Source organism: Nocardiopsis aegyptia (assembly GCF_013410755.1).
In the GTDB taxonomy this organism is placed as follows: domain Bacteria; phylum Actinomycetota; class Actinomycetes; order Streptosporangiales; family Streptosporangiaceae; genus Nocardiopsis; species Nocardiopsis aegyptia.
This window is the reverse complement of record NZ_JACCFS010000001.1, coordinates 2,604,996-2,629,160: the sequence shown is the minus strand read 5'-3', so window position 1 is coordinate 2,629,160 and position 24,165 is coordinate 2,604,996. Positions and strand designations below refer to the sequence as shown.

Sequence of the window (24,165 nt, the reverse complement as noted above, 5' to 3'; positions counted from 1 at the left end):
CAGAACGGGTGGTACGACCGGCTCAGGAGGACCAGAACGGGCCGATCCGGGTGTGGCGGCGCCAGGAGGTCTCTAGTCTGCTGAGGTGTGGGACTCAACCAGCGGACGGACGATCGCGCGCACGACGGACAGGGCACGGGCGAGCGCCCGGTGCCCCGGCACGGGCGCGCCGCCCTCCTGCACCTGGCGTCCTGGTTCGAGGAGGCCGGAACCGACCGCGCCGACGACCTCGCCCGCGCCGCCTACGCCCTCCACCCGGCCCTCCACCTCGAGGGCCGCGTGGACGAGAGCATCCCGGCCACCACGGGCTGGTGGCAGGCCGAACCCGACCGCAGCCCGGTCGTGGAGCACCCCGGTACCCGTCCGCCCGCGCCCGTGCGCGACCACCGCGCCCAGCAGGCGCGGCTGAGGGACGCCGCCGAGTCGTCCGCCCACTGGCGCAGGGCCGGGGCGTCGCAGATCCGCGCGCTGCTGACCGAACCCACGGGGGACCGCGCGCACGTGGACCTGTCCGGCGCCGGCATGGAGGTGCTCATGGAGCTCCTCACCGCCGCTCTGGGCGCCGGGGACGCCGCCCGCCGCTCCACCTCGGCGGGGGATCTGGAGTTCTCCCTGCGCCTGCACGTGGTGTCGGCACCGGGCGCCGAGGTCACCGTGCAGGGCGAGGGCGGAGACCTGACACTGGAGGGCGTGCGCCTGTGTGTGACGCCCTACGAACAGCACGTACTGGACCTGCCCGAGTCCGCGGAGGCGGGCGGCACCGCGTTCGGTCTGGGAAGGCCGCGGGGCACGTCCGCGCCCGACGCAGAGGGGCCGTCCGGGGCCGCCGACGCCACCGAGCCCGCTCCCGACACTCTGGTGGGACCCGACACGGCGGACCCCACCGAGCCCGCCGAGCCCGTGGCCGACGACCTTCTCGGGTCCGCTCCCGACGACCCTCTCGGTTCCGCGTCCGCCGATTCGCCCGCCGACGACCTCCTGGGGTCCGCGTCCGCCGAGCCCGCCGAACCCGCAGAGCCCGGCGGCTTCGCCGAACTCGCGGGCGCGGTCGCCGAAGCACTCGCCCTGGCCCGGAGCGACGAGGAATCCGCCGACCCGCCCACCGCTCCCGAGGAGCCCGCGACCGAGCCCGCGGCCGACGACGACGGTGACGACGGCGACGGTGACGACGGCGCACCGACACCGCCCGCCCCCCGTGGGCGCCGCCACGCCCGGCGCGCGGCGGCTCCGCCGGACGACGATTCCTCCGGCGGCCCTGTCGAGGACCCCGGCACCACCGATAGCCTCGCCGAACCGGACCGGGACCGACGCCCGGATCCGAACACCGAGACGACCGGCCCGATCGACCTCTCCGCCATCCGGGACGGAGAGCGGTCGGCATGGGGGTGATCGAGACGGACGCCTACAGCGAGGACGCCGCGCTCATCGGCGAGCGCCAGGCCGCCGCGCGCGCCCTCATGGCGCACCCCCTGCTCACCCGGCGCGCGCACCCCGCCGAGTTCTCCCTCGTACGGGCGCACGCGGAATGGCTCGTCCAGCGCTTCCAGCGCGTCCTGGCCTACCGGCTCACCGTCGCCGACGACCACGCCCGCCTCGTCAAGCGCGGCGCCGCCGCGTCGACCACCGCGCCCTTCACCCGTCGGCACGGCGCCCCGTTCACCCCCCGCACGCACACCTACCTCGCCCTGGCCCTCGCGGTCCTCGTCGAGCGGGACGGGGACACCACGCTCCGAGCGCTCGCCGCCGACGTCCGCGCCGCCGCCCACGAGGCCCGGGTCGACGCCGACCCCGGCCGCGGGCTCGGCGAGCGGCGCGCCTTCTGCGCCGCGCTGGCGCTCCTCGTCCGGCTCGGTGTGCTCGACGAGGTGTCCGGCACCGTGCGCGACCACGAGACCGACGCCTCCGCCGACCCGGGCCTGCGCGCCGACGCCCAGGCCGCCCGCGCCGTCGCGGTCCACCTGCCCCGTGCCTCGGACGACGCCGACTCCTTCCTCGCCGATGCCGCCGACCACGACCCCGACAGCGACCACCAGGGTGAGATCGCCCTGCGCCGGCGCCTGGCCGAGACCGCCGTGGTCTACCGGGAGGAACTCCCCGACCGCCAGCGGGACCGCCTCGCCGCCCACCAGTGGCGGGCCGCAGCCGCCCTGGGCAACCTGCTGGGCTGCGACACCGAGATCCGGGCCGAGGGCGTCGCCCTCGTCATGCCCGACGGAGCCCCGGACGGCACGCGCTTCCCCTCCGACGACCCCGTCGGCCAGGTCGCTCTCGCACTGGTCCGCCACGTGTCCGGCCGCCTGCACCCCGGTCGGCCCGCCACCTCGGTCCCCGTCCCCGACCGCGACCTCGACGCCGCCCTGGACACGCTCGGCGGCCCCGACGCCGCGGTGCGGGGCGAGTGGGCGCGCACCGCCGGACCCGAGGTCCCCGACCCGGAACGACTCCGCGCGCGCGTGCTGGACCTGCTGACCGACCTCGGTCTGCTCCGGGGCGGCCCGGGCGAGTGGCGGCTCACCGCCGCGGCCGCCAGATTCGGCGCGGACGTGGACGATCGCATCCCCCGCATCCAGGACAATGACGATGACGGCCGGACACTCCCCGCGAAACCGCGCGGCTCCGGTGACGAACACGGCGCGCCCGAGCCCCCTGCCGACCCCCGCGGCGACCTGAGCCGGGTGACGTCCGTGCTGCAAGCGGTGGCGAACGAGAAGGTGAGCGCGACCAGTGGTGACCCAGGAGACCAGTGAGGCCCCAGGGGAAGCTCCGGCTGTCCCCGCCGGCACCCCCACCCCCCGCTACCGGCTCGAACGCGCGGGTATCCGCAACGTCTGGCAGTACGACGACCACGTCCTCGACTTCGCCGAGGGCCGGCTGCTGCTGCGCGGCCGCAACGGCGCGGGCAAGTCCAAGGCGCTGGAGATGCTCCTCCCGTTCCTGCTGGACGGCGACGTCCGTCGGCTGGACACCACCGGCACCAACCGCACCAGCCTGCGCTGGCTCATGGCGGAGGACCACCGGGCCCACCGCCTGCCCGACCTGGAGGACACCGGACCCGACCTGCTGGGCGGCCCCGAGGAGGAGCCCGCCGGAACGGGTGCCGACACCGGCGCCGCGTCCGGCACCGGGTCCGGCGCGGACTCCGCGCCCGTCACCCGCCTGGGCTACCTGTGGGTGGAGTTCACCACCGACCGCGGCGAACGGGGCCTCGACGCCGCCGCGCGCGCGGCCCACGGCCCCAGCACGGCCTCCGCGCTGCTGGCCGCCTCCAGCGCCGCACGCGGCACCGCCGCCCCCCGCACCACCGAGGACCCTTCCGGCTCCACCGGCCACCACGACGACGGCACCGGTACCCACACCGGCACCGACTCCCGCGCCGCCGCGCCGCCGCGGCACCTGACCCTGGGCGCCGCCGTCATGGCGGTCGGCGACTCCGACCCCCGCTGCGTGTTCTTCGTCACCGAGCGCCGGATCGGCCACGATCTCCAGCTGGTCACCGACGGCCGCCCCATGCCCGTGGACCGACTGCGGTCCGAGGTCGGCGCCGACAACTGCTTCACCAGCGCCGTCCCCTACCGCGCCCGCGTGATGCAGAGCCTCTTCGGCATCGACGACTCCGTCCGCTACCGCAACCTCATCCACCTGCTCTACCGGCTGCGCCGTCCCACGATCGGCGACCGCCTCGAAGCGGGCGAGCTCGTCAGCGTCCTCTCCGAGGCCCTGCCCCCCATGGACGAGTCCGTCCTCGACGAGGTCGGCCGCAACATCGCCGACCTCGAACAGGCCCGGAGCGACCAGACCGCCCTCGCCGAGGCCGGCGTCGGCGTCGACTCCTTCCTCGCCGACTACCACGCCTACCTCGTCCACGCCCTGCGCGGCCGCGCCGCCGAGGTCCGCGAACAGCTGGACTCCTGCGCCCGCCGCACCGCCGAGACCGACCGCCTGCGCGCCGAACTCGACGACCTCATCACGGCGGAGAGCCACATCGCCGAGGAACGCGACCAGGCCCGCCGGACCCGCGACACCGCCGGGGCCGACGAGAACACCCTCGCCACCGCCCAGGCCGGCGCCGCCACCGCCACCGACAACGAGCGCCGCGCCTACGACGCCGCCGTCGGCGCCTACATCCGCGCCGCCGAGGCCGCCTGGGCCGCCGCCGAACACGCCGAGCGGGCGGAGGACCAGGCCGTCCGCCGGATGGCCGAGGACACCGACGCCATCGAGCGCGCCCTGGAGATCCTGCGCCAGACCCACGCCGACGCCGACCGCGCGGCCACCGCCGCGGGCATCCCCCCGGAGTCCCTCGGCACCGTCCCGGACCCCTCCGCCACCGTCCACGCCCCGCGCGAGAGCACCACCCGGGTCGACCTCCAGGGACTGGAACAGGCGGTGGAACGCGAGCCCGTCGAGGGCATCGACCTCGACACCCTGCGCGAGCGCCTCGGCCGCCTCCACGACCACCTCACCTCCGCCGCGGGCCACGCCGCCGACCGCGCCGACCAGGCCGCCCGCCTCACCGCCCTCACCACCGCCGAGGCCGCCACCGACCGCCGCCTCGTCGCCCTGACCAGCGAGGCCGAGAGCGCCGACGCCGTCCTCGACCACGCCCACACCCGCGAGCAGGAGGCCATCGCGGACCTGCGCCGCGCCAGCGCCGACTATGCGGACGGCGTCCGCGCCTGGACCGCGCGCCTGCGCGACTCCAGCCACGCCCATGCCCTGGGCGACGCCATCCACGAGCTGGAGGGCAGTGTCGAACTGCCCATCACCGACGCCCTGCGCGTCCTGGACCCCGACGTCCCCGCGACCGTCGCCCGGCTCGCCCACGCGGCCGTCGACCCGCTGCTGGAGGAGCTCCGGTCCCGCCGCGACGTCGCCGTCAACGAGGAGGGCCAGCTCTCGGACGAGCTCGCCGAACTCGCCGACCGCCGCGCCAAGAACGCCGACCACGCGCCCGAGCGGCCCGCCTGGGCCACCTACCCGCGCCCCGAGGCCGACGGCGTCCCCCTCCACCTGGCCGTCGACTTCGCCGAGGGCCTCACCACGCGCGAACAGGCGGGCCTGGAGGCGGCGCTGGAGGCCAGCGGCCTGCTGGCCGGATGGGTGCGCGCCGACGGCACCCTCTACGACCCCAGCACCCGCGACCTCATGGTCACGCCGGCCCGCCCGGCCAAGGGACGCACCCTCCTCGACGTCCTCGTCCCCGTCGCCGTCCCCGACCGCGGCGTGCAGGCCGACAACGTGCGCACCCTGCTCTCGTCCATCGCCCTGCACTCCGACACCCCCGGCGCCGCCGAGGACACCGAGGCCAAGCACCGCCGCGACAGCGCCGTGACCACGGTCAGCTCCATGTCGCTGACCGGCGGCTGGCGCCTCGGCGTGGCCTCCGGAGCCCACTACAAGAGCGAGCCGGAGTACATCGGTGAGGTCGCCCGCAAGCGCGCCCGCGACCGCCGCTCCGCCAACACCGACCGCCGGATGGCGATCGCCGAGGCCCTCCTCGCCGAGGCGGGGGAGCGCCGCTGGGCGGTCGAGCGCTCCTACTCGGAACTGCTGGAGGTCTCCCGGGACCTGCCCGACTCCGCCCCGCTCATCCGGGCCTGGGCCGCCTTGGACGTGGCCCGCACGGACGTCGCGGCCGCGCGGCGCGCCCACGACGTCGCCCGGGCGGCGGCCGAGGAGGCGCGCGAGGAACTGCTCCAGGTCCGCGCCCGGCTCAGGGACGCGGCCGCCCGGCCCGCCATCCCCGTCCCGGCCGGGGCCGGGGAGCCACAGGACGAAGGGCACCTGCCGTCGCCCCCGGACCAGCAGCCGCTGCCGACCGCCCGCGCCGACCTCGACAGCACCCTGCGCGCCCTCGACCACCTGCGGGTGCTGGTCGCCTCCGCCCTGCGCGACCTCGACGTCCTGGCCTGGGAACTGGCCGACCACGAGAGCCACGTCGCCGCCTGGCGGCGGATCCGCGCCGACCGGGTCCTGGCCGAGGACGCCCGCGCCGCCGCCATCGACGACATGATCACGGTCCGCCGCCAGATCGAGCTCGGCGACCGGGCCCGCGGGGTCCCCGACGAGCAGATCGACGCCGCGCGCGAACAGGTCAAGGCCCGCGCGGAGGAGGCCGCCCGCCGCCTGCCCGAGCTCGAACGCGGTGCCCAGCGCGCCCGGGACGAACGCGTCGGCGCCGAGGTCCGGCTCGACGTCGCCACCCAGGAGCGCGCCGAGCAGGTACGCCGCGCCCTCGCCGCCGGCGACGTCCTCGTCGCGTCCCTCACAGCGCCGGTCGGCGCGCGGGACCTCGCCGACGACACGGAGGCGGGCGACGGGGCAGCACGGCACGACGAGGACGCCGGCGCCCACGCCGGGCCCGGGGCGTCCGTGACGGACGGGGCGGCCGTGGGCCGGACGGCACCCGACGCGGTCCTGCTGGGCGCGGCCGGGCTGGCCGACTGCGCCGCCGACGACGCGCCGCTCGCCGCCTACCTCGCGGCCCGCGCCACCGCCGCGGGCGAGTCCCCGGCCGCCGGCCCCGACACCAGGCTCGCGCTCCTGGAGGACCTCGTAGCCCGCCTGGAGGAGGGGCTCGACGCCCAGGCCGGCCTGCCCGAGGTCGACGACAGCGCCATCCTCGGCAGCCGCGAGGAGCTGCACCGGCTGCTCACCTCCGCCGACTGGGCACAGACGCGGACCGAGCTCACCGAACCCCGCGGCCTCAAGCGCCTCACCGTCCACGACGAGGACGGCGCCCACGACATCACCGCCTACGCCGCACGCGTGGCCGCCGCCATCGCCCGCGCCGACGAGACGGTGGCGATCGCCGAGGAGGAGGCGTTCGAGCGCCACCTGCTGGGTGAGCTCGCCGGGCACCTCTCCCGCCAGATCGACGAGGCCCACGGGCTCATCCACACGATGAACGACGTACTCAAGGACGTCACCACCTCGGCCGGCCTGGGCGTTCGACTGGACTGGCGGCTCGCCCCCGACGCCGGAGCCGACATCGAGGCCGTCGTCCCGCTCCTGGCCACCCCGCCCGAGGAGCGCACGCGCGTGCAGACCACCCGTCTGCGCGACGCCCTGCGCCGCTGCATCGAGGCGATCCGGCGGCTGGACCCGACCGCCACCGGCGGGGCCCAGCTGCGCGCCGCGCTGGACTACCGCTCCTGGTTCACTTTCACCGTCTACGTCACCGACGGGACCGGGGACGAGCGCCGCCTCGGCCACCGCACCGCGCTGAGCCAGGGCGAGCAGCGGGTCGTGGCCTACCTCGTCCTGTTCGCCGCCGCGGCCGCGCAGTTCGACGCCCTGGCCGCCCGTGCTCCCTGGGCGCCCAGGCTCATCCTCCTGGACGACGCCTTCGCGAAGGTCGACGAACCCACCCACGGGCGCCTGCTGGGACTGCTGGTCGAACTCGACCTCGACTTCGTGCTGACCTCCGAACGCGTCTGGGGGTGTTTCGCGAGTGTGCCGAGCCTCAACATCTACGAGTGCCTGCGCGATCCCAACGTGCCCGGGATCGCCACCCTCCACTTCACCTGGGACGGCAGCAGACGACGGCTCGTGGGCGTCTAGAGCCCCCGCGCCGCCCTCGATGGAGGGCCTTCGGCCCCAGTTCCCCCCGCCCGTCGCCCGCCATCGCCCGTGGGGGCGCTGCGCGCGGGACGGGCTACCGCCCTCAATCGCGAGCCTCCGGCTCCGGATGTTCCTTTCTGTCCTAGTCTGCTTGTGCAGGTACGACCACGGATCGGGGTGGCGCAGGTGGCTCGGGGAACCGAGGTGATCGACGGCGGTGGGCGGAGCGAACCACCGCACTCCGACGACCCCACGACGACGAAGATCCTGGACGCCCTCGTGCACGCGGGGCTGCCCGCGGAGGTGCGGTCATGGGTCAACGCCGCGCTCTGGGGCGACGACGCCCTGGCGGCGCTGCTCGAGGGCGAACGCCTCCCCGACGTCCAGCCGGGCGCGCCCGCGGCCCCGCCGCCCGGCCGGGTGCGCCGCGCCTACCTCACCGGCATCCGCGTCCAGGGCTTCCGCGGCATCGGCCGCCCCGCCGAACTGGCGTTCCCGCCCGGCCCCGGGCTGACGGTCATCGTCGGCCGCAACGGCTCCGGCAAGTCCAGCTTCGCCGAGGCCGCCGAAGCGGCCCTCACCGGCCGCAACCCGCGCTGGGACGCCATGCCCACCGGATGGCGCGACGGCTGGCGCAACCTGCACTACGACGAGCGCACCGAGGCGAGCGTCGACATCCACATCGCCGGCGACACGGGCCCCACCCGGATCAGCCGCCGCTGGACGGGCGAGAGCGTGCGCTCGGCGCGCGGCGAGGTCGTCCATCCCAATGGCGAGACCTCCGCCCTGCGCACACTGGACTGGGGCGAGAACCTCGTCCGCTACCGCCCCTTCCTGTCCTACGACGAACTCGGCCGCACCGTCACCGGCCGCTCGGCGGAGCTCTACGACACCCTGACGGCCCTGCTCGGCCTCACCGGACTGGCCGAGGCCGAACGGCGCCTGGCCAAGGTCTGCGACGCGCTCGCCAAGCGGCGCGACCGCCCCGCCCGCGAGTCACGGCTCCTGGTGGAGGCGCTGAACGGGTCGAGCGATCCGCGCGCGGCCCAGGCCGTCCAGATCCTCACCGGGCCCACCCTCGACGTCGAGGCCCTGCGCCGCATCGCCGCCGACGACGGCCCGGCCGATCCCGCCCAGCACGTGGTGCTGCGCCGGCTGCGGCGCCTGTCGGTGCCCGAGCGCGTCGTCATGAGCGACGTGGTCAACGAGCTCCGCGGCGCCTCCATGGAGCTGGCCATGGCCGCGGGCACCAAGGGCGACCACGCCCACGGCGTGGTCCGTCTGCTGGAACAGGCGCTCGAACACCACAAGCGCCACCCCACGGACACCACCTGTCCCACCTGTTCCGCTCCCGGGGCGATCGGCGCCGACTGGGTGCGGCGGGCCAACGCCCAGCTGCGCGGCCTGCGGGCCCAGGCCGCCACGGCCGCGGCCGCCTACGACCGTGCCGACGCCGCCCGCGACCAGGCCCGCTTCCTGCTCTCGCCCACGCCCTCCTGGCTGCCGCCGGACAGCGAGCTCGGACAGGTCTGGGCGCTGTGGGAGTCCGGCTCGGACATCGAGGACCTCGCGGAGCTGGCCGAGCACATCGAGTCGGTCGGCCGCAAGCTGCGCTCGGCGGCCCTCAGCGCGCGCAGGGACGCCGGGGAGCGCCTGGAGGACCCCACCGACGGCTGGTCGGAGCTGGCGGAGCGTCTGTCGGGCTGGCTGGACGACGCCCAGGACGCCATCGCCGCCAGGGACACCCTCGCCGTCGCCGAGGCGGCGCTCACCTGGCTGGCGGACCAGGCGCGGGCCCTGCGCGCCGAACGGCTGGGCCCGGTGGCCGCGCAGGCGGAACAGGTGTGGTTCCGGCTGCGCCAGGAGCGCCACATCGACCTCCAGGGCATGCGGCTGATCGGGCGCGGCGCCCGCCGCCGGGTCGAGGTGGACGTGGCCGTGGACGGCGTGGGCGACCAGACCAGCGCGCCCGGGCTGCTCAGCCAGGGCGAGTTCCAGGCGCTGGCGCTGTCGATCTGCCTTCCGCGCACGCTCGTGGACGGCAACCCGTTCGGCTTCCTGCTGCTGGACGACCCGGTCCAGGCCATGGACACCGAGACCGTCGAGGGCCTGGCCACGGTCCTGGCGGAAGTGGGGCGGCACCGGCAGCTCATCGTGTTCACGCACGACACCCGGCTCTCGGACGCGCTGCGGAGGCTGGGGCTGCCGGCGGCCATCCGGACGATCAACCGGGACGCCATGTCGAACGTGTGGCTGTCGGACGGGGACGCCTGAGGGCGGCCGGAGGAGAGCGGTCCGCGTCACACGCGGGGCCGCCTCCGCGCTCTTCCCGCACGGCCTCCCCGGCCCGGTGAACGCCCTCTGACAAGGGCTTTCGGGTCCGCGCGATCCCGGTCCGCGGAGCGCGGGGCCCCGGGGTCGGCGGCGGCCCGGTATTCGATTTGGCAGACCACCCCCGAAGACCTGTATAGTCATGACCAGCGCAAGGGGGCAACACCCCCGGGGCGGACGAGAGAAAGCCCAGTAGCGCGCCCCTTTAGCTCAGTCGGCAGAGCGTCTCCATGGTAAGGAGAAGGTCTACGGTTCGATTCCGTAAAGGGGCTCCACCACTTGATGCGGTCCGGTCCACTCAGGTGGGTGGCCGGTGGAGCATCTACCGGCCGGAACCGGGAGAGATACGAGGTATCGTATTATCGCCCGTCGATCGGGGCGGAGTAGCTCAGTCGGTAGAGCAAGCGGCTCATAATCGCTGTGTCGTCGGTTCAAGTCCGGCCTCCGCTACCAACCCGCTGACCCCTGAGATCACCTCAGGGGTCGTCGCGGGCGCTTTGCAGTGTTCTACTGCGCCTAGGTACTGTCTCCAGCGAGAAAGGCACTCCGAAGTGGCTGCCACAGACGTGAGGCCGAAGATCACCCTGGCCTGCCAGGAGTGCAATCACCGGAACTACATCACGCGCAAGAACCGTCGGAACACCCCCGACAGGCTCGCGATCAAGAAGTTCTGCCCGAACTGCCGCAAGCACAACGAGCACCGCGAGACCCGCTAGTCGCGGGCATCGGCCGCCGGCTCCTGGTAGCCGGTCTCGCGTGAGCCGTTGCGCCGCCTCCGGTCAGACGGGGGCAGGCTAGACTTCCAGCCCGGTGAGTGATCCACTCACCGGGCTGTTCGTGTGTCCGGGACCGTGCCTCCCGGGCAGGAGAACCCAGGAGAGGGAGAGCGTGGCGATCAATCCGGACTACCTCGGCCGGGAGTACCCCGCGCCCGAGGTCTACGAGGTGACCCGGGGCAAGATCCGCGAGTTCGCCGAAGCGGTCAACGACCCCAACCCGATCTACGTCGATCGGGCGGCGGCCAAGGCCGCGGGCCACCCCGACGTGATCGCGCCCCCGACCTTCCCGGTCATCCTGGGCATGGCCGGCTCCGCGCAGGCGATCGCCGACCCCGAGCTCGGCGTCGACTTCTCGCGGGTCGTGCACGGCGACCAGAGCTTCCACTACACGCGCCCCCTGCACGCGGGCGACGTGCTCAGCTCCGTCACCCGCATCACCGGGATCAAGTCCCTCGGCGGCAACGAGCTGCTCACCCTGGAGACGGTCGCCACGGCCGACGACGGCGAGCACGTCGTCACCGCGAGCATGATGCTCGTGGTCCGCGGCGAGTAGACGACTTCGAGCACTTCGAGCACCAGGAACGCGAGGTACGTGACCGTGAGCAGCAGGCTGCGCCACGCCGACGTCGAGGTCGGCACCGAACTCCCCGAGCGGACCTTCCCGGTCCGCCGCCTGGACCTGGTCCGCTACGCGGGCGCCTCCGGCGACTTCAACCCCATCCACTGGAACGAGCGCTTCGCCAAGTCCGTCGGTCTGCCGGACGTGATCGCGCACGGCATGTTCACCATGGCCGAGGCGGCGCGGGTGCTCACCGACTGGACCGGGGACCCCGGCTGTGTCATCGACTACTCCGTGCGCTTCTCCGCGCCGGTCGTCGTCCCTGACGACGACGAGGGAGCGGAGATCACCGTGGGCGGGAAGGTCAAGGCCAAGAACGACGACGGGACGGTCGCCGTCCTACTGACCGCACGCTCCGGCGGCGCGAAGGTCCTGGTGCAGTCCAAGGCCCTCGTCCGTCTGGCCTGAGCGGGCCCCAGCACAGCGAAGCGATGAGGTAACACCGTGTCCGCAGTCCACGAAGCCACCGCCCCGGAGGAACGAGCGCTGCTCGCCGACTACACGACCCTCGGTCTGGGCGGCCCCGCCAAGACCATGGTCGTGGCGCGCACCACCGACGAACTGGTCGCGGCGGTCGCCGCCGCCGACGCCGCCGGGGAGCCCGTCCTGGTCCTGGGCGGCGGCAGCAACCTGGTGGTCGCCGACGACGGCTTCCCGGGAACGGTCGTCCACGCCGACGCGCGGGGTGTGTCCTTCGAGGAGGCGGGCACCGACGCGGAGACGGGCGAGGACGTCGTCCTGCTGCGGGCCGAGGCCGGTGTGGAGTGGGACCCCCTCGTCGAGCGGACCGTCGTCGAAGGGCTCAGCGGGATCGAGTTCCTGTCCGGGATCCCCGGGCGGGTGGGATCCACCCCCATCCAGAACGTCGGCGCCTACGGCCAGGACGTCAGCCAGACGGTCCGCGAGGTCCTGGTGTACGAGCGCGGGACCGGTGAGCGCCGCGTCATGGGCAACGCCGACTGCGGGTTCACGTACAGGGACAGCGTCTTCAAGGGCGACGACCGGTACGTGGTCTGCGAGGTCGTCTTCGCGCTGCGCAGGTCGCCGCTCAGCCGCCCCATCCGGTACGCCGAGGTCGCCCGCGCCCTGGGCACCGAGGCCGGATCCAGGGTGCCGCTGGAGCGGGCCCGGGAGACCGTTCTCGGACTGCGCAGGGGCAAGGGCATGGTCCTGGACCCCGCCGACCCCGACACGCGCAGCGCCGGCTCCTTCTTCACCAACCCGGTCCTGAGCGCCGACGAGTTCGCGGCCGTGCGGGAGCGGGCCGCCGCGCTGCTGGGCCCCGACGTGGAGGTGCCGGGCCACCCGGACGCCGACGGCCGGGTCAAGCTGTCCGCCGCCTGGCTGATCGACCGGGCCGGGTTCACCAAGGGCTACGGCGACGGACCGGCCCGCATCTCCGGCAAGCACACGCTCGCGCTGACCAACCCCGGGGGAGCGAGTACCCGGGACCTGCTGGTGCTGGCCCGCGAGGTCCGCGCCGGGGTGGAGCGGGCGTTCGGCGTTCGCCTGGTCAACGAGCCGGTCATGGTGGGCGTGTCGCTGTAGCGCACACCAAAGTCACCATTCTGCCGCGCCTAATTTCTGAGTTAGGCGCGGCAAACTTGTTTATAAGGGTAAGCTGATAATCCAATTGGACGACGCAATGAATTGCGTATCCGCCATTCTTTGCTAAAGTCGTATCAGTCGAAGGGGAGTAGTCCCCAATGCGTGCGATCGACACACTGGCCGCCCGGCGGCCCGGTCGCACGAGCCCACTCCGACCGCGTGACCTGGGTGTGTTGCCCTCGTCATCACCGGTCCCGGCCTCATCCGGATTCGTGCGGACGGGACCCGGAGTGAAGGGCGGACGAGACCTTTGACCCGGTAGGAAACGACCGGGTTGGAGGGGTGTCCGTCACCTCCTTCTGCCCCAGAGCACCTCTGAAGCAAGGAGGAGGTTCAGTGACCGCGTTCTCGATGGGCCTGGTGGTCAGCGGCCTCGCCATCTTCGTCGCGGAAATGGGTGACAAGACCCAACTCGTGGCGATGTCCCTGGCGACGCGCTACCGCGCGCTCACCGTGCTGCTGGGCATCACCGCCGCCACCGCGGTCGTGCACGTGGCGAGCGTGTTCATCGCCGAGGTGCTGGGCTCGGCGATCCCCACGGACTGGGTGACGCTCGTCGCCGGCCTGGCGTTCCTGATCTTCGGCTTCTGGACCCTGCGCGGCGACGAGATGACGCAGAAGGACGAGGAGCGCGCGGCGTCGCGACGGATCCGCTCCGGATTCGTCACGGTGTTCGTGGTCTTCCTCCTGGCCGAGCTCGGTGACAAGACGATGCTCGCCACCATCACCGTCGGCACGCAGTACCACTGGCTGCCCGTGTGGATCGGCTCCACGGTCGGCATGGTCGCCGCCGACGCCATCGCCATCGCCATCGGAGCCGTTCTGGGCAAGAAGCTCCCGGAGCGGGCCATCCAGGTCGGAGCCGCGGTCCTGTTCTTCGTCGCCGGCGTCGCCATGGTCGGCCAGGGCGCCTGGATGCTGCTGGGGTAGGCCCCTCGGGTACCCCGGCGCGCCCCGGGCCGGGCCCGCAGGACCCGCCGGCGACGCCGGTCACGCCGCGGACGGCTCCGTGGCCAGCCAGGCGTCGACGCCCGACAGGAGGTCCTTCTTGAGGGAGTCGGGCGCACCCGAGCCCCGGATGGACATGCGGGCGAGTTCGGCCAGCTCGGAGTCGCCGAAGCCGAAGACCTCGCGTGCGATCCGGTACTGCTCCTCCAGCCGGGGACCGAAGAGCAGGGGGTCGTCGGTGCCCAGGGCGATCGGCACACCCGCGTCGAACAGCCGGCGCAGCGGCAGGTGCTCCATCTCGTTGTACACCCCCAGGCCGATGTTGGATGTGGGGCAGATCTCCAACGTGACGCCCTGCGTGGCGATCCGCTCGACCAGGTGCGGGTCCTCCACCGCCCGGACCCCGTGGCCCACCCGGTCCGCGTTGAGCTCGTCCAGGCACTCCCGGATGCTCGTGGGCCCCTGGAGCTCGCCCCCGTGCGGGGTCGACAGCAGACCGCCGCGCCGGGCGATCCGGAACGCCGCCTCGAACTCGCGGGCGCGTCCGCGCCGCTCGTCGTTGTTGAGGCCGAAGGACACCACTCCGCGGCCCGCGTACTGCTTCGCCAGCCGGGCCAGGGCCCTGGCGTCCAGCGGATGGCGGGTGCGGTTGGCCGCGACCATCAGGCCGATCGCCACTCCCGTGTCGCGCTCCGCCGCGCGGGCGGCGTCCAGGATCAGCTCCAGGGTCGCGGTCAGCCCGTCGAAGAGCGCCGCGTACCCGCTCGGGTCGACCTGGATCTCCAGCCAGGACGATCCCGCGTCGCGTTCGTCCTCGGCGGCCTCGCGCAGGAGGCGGTACATGTCCTCCGGGCGGCGCAGGACCGAGCGGGCGATGTCGTACAGGCGCTGGAAGCGGAACCAGCCGCGTTCGTCCGTGGCCCGCAGCCGGGGAGGCCACTCCGTCACCAGGGCCTGGGGGAGGTGGATCCCGTGCTCGCCGGCCAGCTCGACCATGGTCGAGTGGCGCATCGAGCCGGTGAAGTGCAGGTGCAGGTGCGCTTTGGGCAGCCGGTCCAATCGGCGGGCGCTGATCGGTGTCTCCATGACGTGAGTCTGCCTCATATGGGGACCCCACGGGGGCCGGAAGCACGAGAGCGCCCCGTGGGGCGCTCCCGTGGCGGTTCAGGAAAGCAGCTTCTGGATCCGGCCCACACCCTCGGCCAGGTCCTCGTCGCTCAGGGCGTAGGACAGGCGCAGATAGCCCGGCGTGCCGAAGGCCTCGCCCGGGACCACGGCGACCTCGGCCTGCTCCAGGATGAGCTCGGCCAGTTCCGCGGAGGTCTGCGGCCGGCGGCCGCGGATCTCCCGGCCCAGCAGCCCCTTGACCGAGGGGTAGGCGTAGAACGCGCCCTGCGGCTCCGGGCAGACCACGCCGTCGATGTCGTTGAGCATGCGCACGATCGTCCGGCGGCGGCGGTCGAAGGCCTCACGCATCCGCGCCACGGCCGTGAGGTCGCCCGAGACGGCGGCCAGCGCGGCGGCCTGGGAGACGTTCGCGACGTTGGAGGTGGCGTGCGACTGGAGGTTGCCCGCGGCCTTCACGACGTCCTTCGGGCCGATGATCCACCCCACGCGCCAGCCGGTCATGGCGTAGGTCTTGGCCACGCCGTTGACGATGACCGTGCGGTCCGCGATCTCCGGGACCTCCACGGGCAGGGAGGTGAACTCCGCGTCACCGTAGACCAGGTGCTCGTAGATCTCGTCGGTGAGGACCCACAGCCCGTGCTCGTCGGCCCAGCGGCCGATGGCGCGGACCTGCTCGCGCGGGTAGACGGCGCCGGTGGGGTTGGAGGGGGAGACGAACACCAGGACCTTGGTCCGCTCGGTGCGCGCCGCCTCCAGCTGCTCCACCGAGGCCAGGTAGCCGGTGCTCTCGTCGGTGACGACGTAGACGGGGACGCCGCCGGCCAGCTTGATGGACTCGGGGTAGGTGGTCCAGTACGGGGCGATGACGATGACCTCGTCGCCCGGGTCCAGCATGGCGGCGAAGGCCTCGTAGATCGCCTGCTTGCCGCCGTTGGTGACCAGCACCTGGGCGGGCTCCACCTCGTAGCCGGAGTCGCGCGCGGTCTTCTCCGCGATCGCCTTCCTCAGCTCGGGCAGGCCGGCGGCGGGCGTGTAGCGGTGGAACCGCGGCTCGCGGGCGGCCGCGACGGCGGCCTCGACGATGTAGTCCGGAGTCGGGAAGTCCGGCTCGCCCGCGCCGAAGCCGATGACGGGGCGGCCCTCCGCCTTCATGGCCTTGGCCTTCGCGTCCACGGCCAGGGTGGCGGACTCGGAGATGGCACCGATACGTGCGGAGATACGGGGTCGGTCAGTCATGGCCCCATGGTGTCACGCGGCACCGCGATCGGTAGGGACACCGGGCGGCCGGTGCGCGCGAGGGAGTGACGGCGGGCACGGCGCTCTGGGATCATCGGGACCGATCCGGCGAACCCCCACGGAAGCGGTGCCATGGCCCCCCTGAGCGACGCGGACCCCACCCGTATCGGCCCCTACCGCCTGCACGGGCGCCTCGGGCTGGGCGGCATGGGACAGGTGTTCCTGGGGCGCTCCCCCGGCGGGCGCATGGTCGCGGTCAAGGTCGTGCGCCCCGAACTGGCCGAGGACCCCGACTTCCGGCGCCGGTTCGCCACCGAGGCCGCCGCCGCACGGAAGGTCGGCGGGTTCTACACCGCGCAGGTCGTGGACGCCGACCCCGAGGGCGCCCCGCCGTGGCTGGCCACCGCCTACATTCCGGGCCCCTCGCTGCACCAGGCCGTGGCCGGCCACGGCCCGCTCCCTCTGGAGTCGGTGGCCGTCCTCGGGGCGGGCCTGGCCGAGGGCCTGGCGGCGGTGCACGCGAGCGGCGTGGTGCACCGCGACCTCAAACCGGCCAACGTGATCCTGGCCGAGGACGGGCCGCGGCTGATCGACTTCGGGATCGCGCGCGCCCTCGACACCACGTCGCACACCCGCACGGCCACGGTGCTGGGCACGGCCGCCTTCATGTCCCCCGAGCAGGCGACGGGGGAGCGGGTCGTCGGTCCGGAGTCCGACGTGTTCTCGCTGGGGTGCGTGCTCGCCTACGCGGCCACGGGCCGCAGCCCCTTCGGCGACGGCCCCGTCCACGCCGTGGTCTACCGGGTCGTGCACACCCCGCCCGACCTGACCGGCCTGCCGCCGGAACTGGCCGACCTGGTCGGCGCCTGTCTGGGCAAGGAGCCCGGGGCCAGGCCCGCGGTACGGGAGGTCCTCGACCGGCTCGCCGCGCTGAGCGAGGGGACCGGTCCCGGCCGGTGGCTGCCGGAGGAGCTCACCCAGGTCATCACCGAGCGGCGGACACTGGTGGCGACCGCGGTCGGGCCGCCGAGCCAGGGCACGCCCCCGCCGCCGTCCGGTGGCCGGGTACCGGTCCAAAGCACCCCGACGCCGTCCGAGCCGACGCCGCCAGGTCCGACCCTGCTGGCGCAGGAGCGCCGGCGCACGAGCGGAGGGCCCCCACCGCACCCGGCCGACGGGTATCGGCTGGCGGTCAACGTGCTGCTCGGCCTGGTCGTTCTGCTCGCGGTGGCCACCGTGGGCCTACACATGCACTTCCACCGGGTCATGGGCGATCCCGGGGAATACACCCCTCTTCTCTATTCGTGCCAGATTCTCGCCCACGCGGCACTGGTCGTGGCCTGGCTGCTCTGGTTCTCACGGGTGCGCGCCGTCGCCGAAGGGTTCGCGCCCGGCAGGCTGCGCTACCGTTCCTCGGCAGCGGTGTGGGGTTGGTTCATCCCTGTGGGCAACCTCTTCCTGCCGAAGCAGATCGCCGATGACGTGTGGCACGCTTCCAGCCCATCCGGCGAGGCGATGGCTCCGGCAGGGCTGCTGCACACGTGGTGGGCCCTGTGGCTGGCCGCCTTTCTCACCTGGCCGGTCCTCTTCCCCGATCCGGTGCTGGAGAAGGACTTCTGGTACGAAGCCGCTCCCTTCCTGTTCCGACTCCGGAGCTACCTCGGCGCCCAGGCGCTGACCGTGGCCGCGGCGGTCGCCGCCTTCCTCTTCGTCCGCCGCCTGACCGGCATGCAGGCGGCCAGGCTCGACTCCTGACCCGGCGAAGGACGCGACCGCGGAAACCGGTTTGGCCGGAGCACGGGGTTGGGCTTAGACTCTCTCGCGCCGGTCGGTCGTGGCCAGGGTGTTACATGGTTCACGGTGTGCGTACACCGTGCGGACCGGCTATGGTGGGGAACGCAGTTTCCGCTAAGGGCAGTGGCTCAATTGGCAGAGCACCGGTCTCCAAAACCGGCGGTTGGGGGTTCGAGTCCCTCCTGCCCTGCAAGTTCGCAAGCCCGGTGCGCTCATGCGCACCGGGCACAGGCCAAGGAACAACGGGGACATCGAGCAGCCCGCGACCCTAAGGACCCCAGGTGACTCAGACTGACGCCGACGCCAAGCCCCACAAGGAGCCCAAGCGTCGCACGGGTCCGGTGGACTTCGTCAAGCAGTGCGTCGGCGAGCTGCGCAAGGTCCGGTGGCCCACGCGCCAGGAGCTGGTGACCTACACCATCGTCGTCCTGGTGTTCGTGGCGATCATCCTGTCCTACGTCTCCCTTCTGGACTTCGCCTTCGGTGAGGCCGTGACCTGGCTCTACTCCACCTTCGGCCGTCCCGCCGGAGCGTAGGGCGCCACTCCGGAACGCCGCTCGCCACGAGCGGCACCCACGGCGCACACTCCGGCCGCCGGCTCCCTCACTCGTCCGCGCGTTGGTCCCGCGCCGCCCGGAAAGACCGTAAGCTGGCAGAACCGGGTCCGACGCGGAGCGCTGTTCGGCGTGCGTCGACCCGCACTAGCGAATCCGACGAGAGAAAGAGCAGCCGTGTCCGAGTCCCCACTGACCTCTGACGACTTCCCCGAAGAGGAGCCGGATCAGTCGTCGGCGGATGAGACCGGCCTGGGCGAGCCTGTCGAGGAGCCTTCGGAGGTCGCGGTCGAGACCGACGCGACCGAGGAGGACACCGACGTCGAGAGCGGCGAGTCCGCCGAGCCGACTGAGACCGAAGAGCCCCGGCTGGACCCCGTCGAAGAGTTCAAGAACGAGCTTGTCCTGCTCCCCGGCGACTGGTACGTCGTGCACACCTACGCGGGTTACGAGAAGCGGGTCAAGGCCAACGTCGAGAGCCGTACGCAGTCGCTCAACATGGAGGACTACATCTTCCAGGTCGAGGTGCCCGAGCACGAGGTCACCGAGGTCAAGAGCGGCAAGCGCCAGCAGGTCACCGAGAAGGTCCTGCCCGGCTACGTGCTGGTCCGCATGGACCTCACCGACGAGTCGTGGTCGGCCATCCGCAACACCCCCGGTGTGACCGGATTCGTGGGCCTGTCCAACAAGCCCGCCCCGCTCAGCCTCACGGAGGTCGCCAAGCTCCTGGCGCCCGAGCCCGAGGTCGAGCCGGAGCAGGCGCAGCAGGCCAAGGGCGGCGGAGTCTCCGAGGCGCGTTCCGACGTGGCCTACGAGGTCGGCGAGTCCGTCACCGTCATGGAGGGCCCGTTCGCCACGCTGCCCGCCACCGTCAGTGAGATCAACCCGGACACCCAGAAGCTCAAGGTGCTCGTGTCGATCTTCGGTCGCGAGACCCCGGTCGAGCTCTCCTTCACCCAGGTCGCCAAGATCTGATCGGTCCCGCCCGGGCACCTGCCCGGGACGCGTAGACTTGGTGGGTCCGCCTTCGGGCGGACCCACTCCAGCACCCCGCTCCGGCGGGGTGTACTCCGGCCCGCCCGGTCCCGGCGGGCCGTCGCTCCCGTGTCCAGAGCACGGGGCGCGCCCTCTTCGGCACCGGCGTCGGCCGCGTTCAACGCGGACGGCCGACGCCGTAGGGGAGGGCGGGGACCAGCTCACACCGCACATCAGGCAAAGGACCCGATATGCCTCCGAAGAAGAAACTGGCCGCACTCGTCAAGGTGCAGCTCCCCGCCGGTCAGGCGACCCCGGCGCCGCCCGTCGGTACCGCTCTCGGTCCGCACGGCGTCAACATCATGGACTTCTGCAAGCAGTACAACGCTGCCACGGAAGCCCAGCGCGGCAACGTCATCCCCGTAGAGATCTCCATCTACGAGGACCGTTCCTTCAGCTTCGTCACCAAGACGCCTCCGGCGCCCAAGCTGATCCTGAAGGCGGCCGGTCTGGACAAGGCCGCCACCACTCCGGGGCGCGGCACGGCCGGTTCCATCACCGCCGAGCAGGTCCGCGAGATCGCGCAGACCAAGCTGCCCGACCTCAACACCACCGACATCGAGGCCGCCGCCAAGATCGTCGCCGGTACCGCCCGCTCGATGGGCATCGAGGTCAAGTAGTCCCCCACCGGGGCGCTCGACGAAACAGAACCACCGTGGCAGGGCCAGGCGCTGGCCCACCGACCACACGTTCCCTCAAGGAGAACAGCGTGAAGCGCAGCAAGAACCACCGCAAAGCCAGCGAGCTGGTGGACCGTGACAAGCTCTACAGCCCCGCCGAGGCCGTGAAGCTCGCCAAGGACACCTCCACCGTCAAGTTCGACCCGACCGTCGAGGTCGCCCTGCGCCTGGGCGTCGACCCGCGCAAGGCCGACCAGATGGTCCGCGGCACCGTGAACCTGCCCAACGGCACCGGTAAGACCGCCCGGGTCCTGGTCTTCGCGACCGGTGACCGTGCGGAGCAGGCTCGCGCCGCCGGAGCGGACTACGTCGGTGACGACGACCTCGTCCAGGAGATCCTCAACGGTTTCCTCGACTTCGACGCCGTGGTGGCCACCCCGGACCTCATGGGCAAGGTCGGCCGCCTCGGCCGCGTGCTCGGTCCGCGTGGCCTCATGCCCAACCCCAAGACGGGCACCGTCACCCCGGACGTCGCCAAGGCCGTCACCGAGATCAAGGGCGGCAAGATCGAGTTCCGCGTCGACCGCCACGGGAACCTGCACTTCATCATCGGCAAGCTCTCCTTCGACGAGAGCAAGCTGCTGGAGAACTACCAGGCCGCGATCGACGAGGTGAACCGCCTCAAGCCGTCCGCCGCCAAGGGCCGCTACATCAAGAAGGCCGTGGTCACCACGACCATGGGCCCGAGCATCCCGCTCGAGGCGTAGTCTTCGCGAGGCCGAACGGCCCCCGGATCCCGTGCGGGATCCGGGGGCCGTCGTCGTTGCACCGTGCGGACGCCGGTGCCGGCGAGGGAGCCGCTAGAGGTCGGTGATCTCTTCCTCGGCGGGCATCTCGAAGGAGGTCTCGCCCAGCAGGGAGTAGACCATCGAGATCGAGGAGACCTCGTCGCTGAAGTCCATGCGCATGGGGAAGCCGTCGTCGCTGATCCAGATGGCCACGTCCATGGCCCCGGTGGCGCCGCCGACGAGCTCGTCCAGGGCGCTGCGCTGCTCGGCGTCGAGCGCGTCGAGTTCCTCGCTCGTGAACGACCCCTCCAGGACGGTGGTCGAGACCCCGTCGATCTCCTCGGTACCGGTCTCCTCGATCGTCTCGATGGACGCGACCGCGCCGGCGACCTTCGGAAGGTTGGAGGTGTCGAACATGTTCTCGGAGGCGGGCTGCTGGCCCTCGCCCGCCGTGCCGCGGGCCCAGGCGGTGTCGACCTCCTGGAGGCCGTTGTGGTTGGACACCAGCATCTCGCCCTCGGCCGGGACGATGAGGATGGAGGTGCTGAGCTCCTCGGCGCTCAGGCCCGCGCCCGGGCCGCCGAGCTCGGCGAGCCCGGCGAGCATCTCGCCCATGGCCGGCATGTACATGGTGACCTGCGCGGCCTGCGGGTCGGCCATCACCTCGTAGGTCATGGTCATCTCCGTCTCCCCGAGCTCCGGGTCGGACGAGGTGATGTCCATGTCGAGGGTGTAGTTGTCGACGGCCTCGGTACGCGAGGCGAGGTCGCCGAGCAGGTCCAGGACGCCGGTACCGCCGTTCCCGCCCTCCTCGGCGGGAGCGTCGGACGGAGTGGCCGCCGCCTCCTCCTCAGGGGCGCCACAGGCGCTGAGGGCGAGGGCGAGGGTCAGGGAGCCGGCGGCGACCAGGCCCGGCTTGAGGGTCTTCACGGGAGATTCGCTTTCTTGTGTCGGGGGAGGGGCACATCGGAGAGCGGGGAGGCCCAGTACCGTCACATGGTGGCACGCGGGAGGGACGAACCCGACCGAAGGGGGCGCCGACGGGTGCGGCCGACGACGCCGGTTCCGCGACGGGGTGAGGCACGACTCATCCACCGGCGCCGGTTCCGGTGTGCGAAGCCCGCCCGTCGTCCGGTACGCTGGGTTCTTGCCGAAGACCGCTGGTCGTCACCCGAACGGGTGACCTAAGGACCCATCCGCGATGGGCGCCCGCGCAGGTGTCACTCAAGCTTTCCCGTTCCCGGGGCGCAGGCCCCGAGCGAACGCGGATGTGCCCCGTGCGCCTCGCGCTCGGGGCTCTTTCTCGTGCTGACGCCGATCGCGTGAGTCCTTGGGGACCAACCAGCGTTCACTGTTGGAAGGAGTCCCATGGCGAGGCCGGACAAGGCAGCTGCGGTCGCCGAACTCACGGACGAGTTCCGTGAGTCGAACGGCGCCGTGCTGACCGAATACCGGGGGCTCAGTGTGGCTCAGCTCACCGAGCTGCGCCGTAGCCTCGGCCAGAACGCGCGTTTTCGCATCGTCAAGAACACGCTGACCAAGATCGCGGCGAACCAGGCGGGTCTCGAGGAGCAGGTCAAGGACCTGTTCGAGGGGCCGTCCGCCATCGCCTTCGTCCACGGTGACGTGGTCGAGGCCGCCAAGGGTCTGCGTGACTTCTCGAAGTCGAACTCGCCGCTGGTGATCAAGGGCGGCGTCATCGACGGCAAGTCGATGAGCGCCGAGGACATCACCAAGCTGGCCGACCTGGAGTCCCGCGAGGTTCTCCTCTCGAAGATGGCCGGTGCGCTCAAGGCCAAGCAGGGCCAGGCCGCCGCCGTCTTCCAGGCGCTGCCGTCCAAGACTGTGCGTCTCGCGCAGGCTCTGGCGGACAAGCGCAACGAGGAAGCCGCTTAAACCTTTTGAACCACGGCGGGCGCCGCGACGGTGCCCGGCCGAAGGCTCGCACGTGACGCCGTCGGGTGCGCGTGTCTGTAGAGAAAGAGAGATCGCATCATGGCGAAGCTCAGCAACGAGGACCTGCTGGCCGCGTTCGAGGAGATGACCCTTCTCGAGCTGTCCGAGTTCGTGAAGCTCTTCGAGGACAAGTTCGACGTCACCGCCGCCGCTCCGGCCGCCGTCGTCGCTGCCCCGGGTGCCGGTGGCGGCGCCGCCGAGGCCGCCGAGGAGCAGAGCGAGTTCGACGTCATCCTCGAGTCCGCCGGTGACAAGAAGATCCAGGTCATCAAGGAGGTCCGTGGCCTCACGAGCCTGGGCCTCAAGGAGGCCAAGGACCTGGTCGACAACGCTCCGAAGGCTCTGCTCGAGGGCGCCAACAAGGAGGCCGCTGAGAAGGCCAAGGCCGCTCTCGAGGGCGCCGGCGCCACCGTCACCCTCAAGTAGTCCTCCGCGGGGCCCAGAGTCCCGCTGGTCTGCGTATACGCGGCCGTCCCTCCTGCGGGAGGGGCGGCCGCTGTGTTTTTTGGGGCTGTGTTTTTTGAGGGCCTCCGCTCGTTCCTCGCTTTGGCCCGTGCTCGGGGCGCTGGGAGGCCAGTGTTCTTCGTCGTCGACTTGCCTTGCTCGCAGGCTCGCTGCGGCCCCGTCTCCTCCTGCAGAACACTGGCGCGCCCCGAGCCAACCCCCCAGCGGTCCCCGATGCGCGACGGCCTACCTCTACCCCCCCTGGGGTCGGGGTAGGCCGTCTCCTGCGGCTCCAACCCCCTGCACACTGCCTGGCTGAACGGCCTGCCTCTCACCCCCTGGGGTCGAGGTGGGCGGTTTCGTGCGGCTTCAACCCGCTGTCCCTGAGGCACAGGGGGTTGGGCGTGACCGGTTCCGCTCATGGGGACCACTGGGGGTGGGCGGGCACATGTGGGGCTACGTGAACCCCGGGGGGGGGTGGGCCTGAGTGATGTGCTCGCGGGGGCCACAGGGGGGTTGATCGGGCCAAAGCGAGGAACGAGCGGAGGCCCAAGGCAAGCAGGGGTGTGAGGGGCGCGCCGGTGCCTGCAGGAGGAGTCTCTGCCGCCAGCGAGCTTGCGAGCCAGGCAGTAGCGACGACGAAGGCCCCGGCATGAAGCGCCCCGAACACGGACGTGTCCGGTGTCACTCCTGTGGCGCGTGTGGCATGCTGGGCCGGTCGCAACCGCAGGTCGGCACCCTCGCGTGCGAAAGGTCCGTGGG

Annotated in this window: 19 protein-coding genes and 3 tRNA genes; 19 read left to right on the top strand and 3 right to left on the bottom strand. The window is 72.5% G+C overall.

The genetic code is table 11. The features are described 5' to 3' along the window. Positions 1-87: 87 nt before the first annotated feature. The 11 genes from HNR10_RS11715 (at position 88) to HNR10_RS11665 (ending at position 13,830) form a co-directional block, all read left to right on the top strand. Positions 88-1,389 (top strand): DUF2397 family protein, encoded by a 1,302-nt coding sequence (locus HNR10_RS11715; protein ID WP_179823105.1) that lies wholly within the window; start codon positions 88-90, stop codon positions 1,387-1,389. Further along, a complete protein-coding gene (locus HNR10_RS11710; protein ID WP_179823103.1) occupies positions 1,380-2,747 on the top strand; it encodes a TIGR02678 family protein in 1,368 nt (455 codons plus the stop codon). The genes HNR10_RS11715 and HNR10_RS11710 overlap by 10 nt, the downstream gene beginning before the upstream one ends. Continuing rightward, a complete protein-coding gene (locus HNR10_RS11705; RefSeq protein WP_179823101.1) occupies positions 2,725-7,563 on the top strand; it encodes an SbcC/MukB-like Walker B domain-containing protein in 4,839 nt (1,612 codons plus the stop codon). The genes HNR10_RS11710 and HNR10_RS11705 overlap by 23 nt, the downstream gene beginning before the upstream one ends. Before the next feature lie 177 nt (positions 7,564-7,740). Further along, complete coding sequence (locus HNR10_RS11700) at positions 7,741-9,837, top strand: AAA family ATPase (RefSeq protein WP_179829679.1); 2,097 nt, start codon at positions 7,741-7,743, stop codon at positions 9,835-9,837. A gap of 256 nt (positions 9,838-10,093) precedes the next feature. After that, positions 10,094-10,169, top strand: a tRNA-Thr gene (locus tag HNR10_RS11695). 102 nt (positions 10,170-10,271) lie between these two features. After that, a tRNA-Met gene (locus HNR10_RS11690) sits at positions 10,272-10,347 on the top strand. A gap of 113 nt (positions 10,348-10,460) precedes the next feature. Further along, positions 10,461-10,610 (top strand): 50S ribosomal protein L33, encoded by a 150-nt coding sequence (gene rpmG / locus HNR10_RS11685; protein ID WP_158613006.1) that lies wholly within the window; start codon positions 10,461-10,463, stop codon positions 10,608-10,610. Between the two features lie 172 nt (positions 10,611-10,782). Then, positions 10,783-11,226, top strand: coding sequence for a MaoC family dehydratase N-terminal domain-containing protein (locus HNR10_RS11680; protein WP_179823099.1), 444 nt, complete (start codon positions 10,783-10,785; stop codon positions 11,224-11,226). A 45-nt stretch (positions 11,227-11,271) separates the two neighbouring features. Next, positions 11,272-11,700 carry a MaoC family dehydratase gene (locus tag HNR10_RS11675; protein WP_179823097.1) on the top strand — a complete coding sequence of 143 codons (429 nt, stop codon included), beginning with the start codon at positions 11,272-11,274 and terminating at the stop codon, positions 11,698-11,700. Between the two features lie 36 nt (positions 11,701-11,736). Next, a complete protein-coding gene (locus HNR10_RS11670; protein WP_179823095.1) occupies positions 11,737-12,840 on the top strand; it encodes a UDP-N-acetylmuramate dehydrogenase in 1,104 nt (367 codons plus the stop codon). A 396-nt stretch (positions 12,841-13,236) separates the two neighbouring features. Next, positions 13,237-13,830 (top strand): TMEM165/GDT1 family protein, encoded by a 594-nt coding sequence (locus tag HNR10_RS11665; RefSeq protein WP_376769749.1) that lies wholly within the window; start codon positions 13,237-13,239, stop codon positions 13,828-13,830. Between the two features lie 60 nt (positions 13,831-13,890). Here the strand turns inward: HNR10_RS11665 and HNR10_RS11660 are convergent, their stop codons facing one another. Together HNR10_RS11660 and HNR10_RS11655 are read right to left on the bottom strand one after the other, a co-directional pair. Continuing rightward, positions 13,891-14,934, bottom strand: coding sequence for an adenosine deaminase (locus tag HNR10_RS11660; RefSeq protein ID WP_179823093.1), 1,044 nt, complete (start codon positions 14,932-14,934; stop codon positions 13,891-13,893). Positions 14,935-15,012: 78 nt separating this feature from the next. Further along, the gene (locus HNR10_RS11655) at positions 15,013-16,212 is read right to left on the bottom strand and encodes a pyridoxal phosphate-dependent aminotransferase (protein ID WP_179823091.1); all 1,200 of its coding nucleotides are present in this window, start codon (positions 16,210-16,212) and stop codon (positions 15,013-15,015) included. 132 nt (positions 16,213-16,344) lie between these two features. Between HNR10_RS11655 and HNR10_RS11650 the strand changes: the two genes are divergently transcribed. The 6 genes from HNR10_RS11650 (at position 16,345) to rplA (ending at position 20,982) form a co-directional block, all read left to right on the top strand. Further along, the gene (locus HNR10_RS11650) at positions 16,345-17,967 is read left to right on the top strand and encodes a protein kinase domain-containing protein (protein ID WP_179823089.1); all 1,623 of its coding nucleotides are present in this window, start codon (positions 16,345-16,347) and stop codon (positions 17,965-17,967) included. A gap of 156 nt (positions 17,968-18,123) precedes the next feature. Then, positions 18,124-18,196 (top strand) — tRNA-Trp (locus HNR10_RS11645). A 91-nt stretch (positions 18,197-18,287) separates the two neighbouring features. Next, positions 18,288-18,542 carry a preprotein translocase subunit SecE gene (gene secE, locus HNR10_RS11640; protein ID WP_179823088.1) on the top strand — a complete coding sequence of 85 codons (255 nt, stop codon included), beginning with the start codon at positions 18,288-18,290 and terminating at the stop codon, positions 18,540-18,542. Positions 18,543-18,737: 195 nt separating this feature from the next. Further along, positions 18,738-19,535, top strand: coding sequence for a transcription termination/antitermination protein NusG (gene nusG, locus HNR10_RS11635; protein WP_179823086.1), 798 nt, complete (start codon positions 18,738-18,740; stop codon positions 19,533-19,535). A gap of 251 nt (positions 19,536-19,786) precedes the next feature. Next, positions 19,787-20,215 (top strand): 50S ribosomal protein L11, encoded by a 429-nt coding sequence (rplK, locus tag HNR10_RS11630; RefSeq protein WP_179823084.1) that lies wholly within the window; start codon positions 19,787-19,789, stop codon positions 20,213-20,215. A gap of 89 nt (positions 20,216-20,304) precedes the next feature. After that, on the top strand, positions 20,305-20,982 hold the full coding sequence (gene rplA / locus HNR10_RS11625; protein WP_179823082.1) for a 50S ribosomal protein L1: 678 nt from the start codon (positions 20,305-20,307) through the stop codon (positions 20,980-20,982). Positions 20,983-21,075: 93 nt separating this feature from the next. On the opposite strand, the gene HNR10_RS11620 is transcribed toward rplA, so the two are convergent. Beyond that, on the bottom strand, positions 21,076-21,933 hold the full coding sequence (locus HNR10_RS11620; protein ID WP_179823080.1) for a hypothetical protein: 858 nt from the start codon (positions 21,931-21,933) through the stop codon (positions 21,076-21,078). A 438-nt stretch (positions 21,934-22,371) separates the two neighbouring features. On the opposite strand from HNR10_RS11620, the gene rplJ reads away from it, so the two are divergent. Then, positions 22,372-22,899, top strand: a complete 528-nt coding sequence (gene rplJ / locus HNR10_RS11615; protein WP_179823078.1) for a 50S ribosomal protein L10 — start codon at positions 22,372-22,374, stop codon at positions 22,897-22,899. A gap of 99 nt (positions 22,900-22,998) precedes the next feature. After that, a complete protein-coding gene (gene rplL, locus HNR10_RS11610; protein ID WP_179823076.1) occupies positions 22,999-23,385 on the top strand; it encodes a 50S ribosomal protein L7/L12 in 387 nt (128 codons plus the stop codon). Positions 23,386-24,165 lie beyond the last annotated feature (780 nt).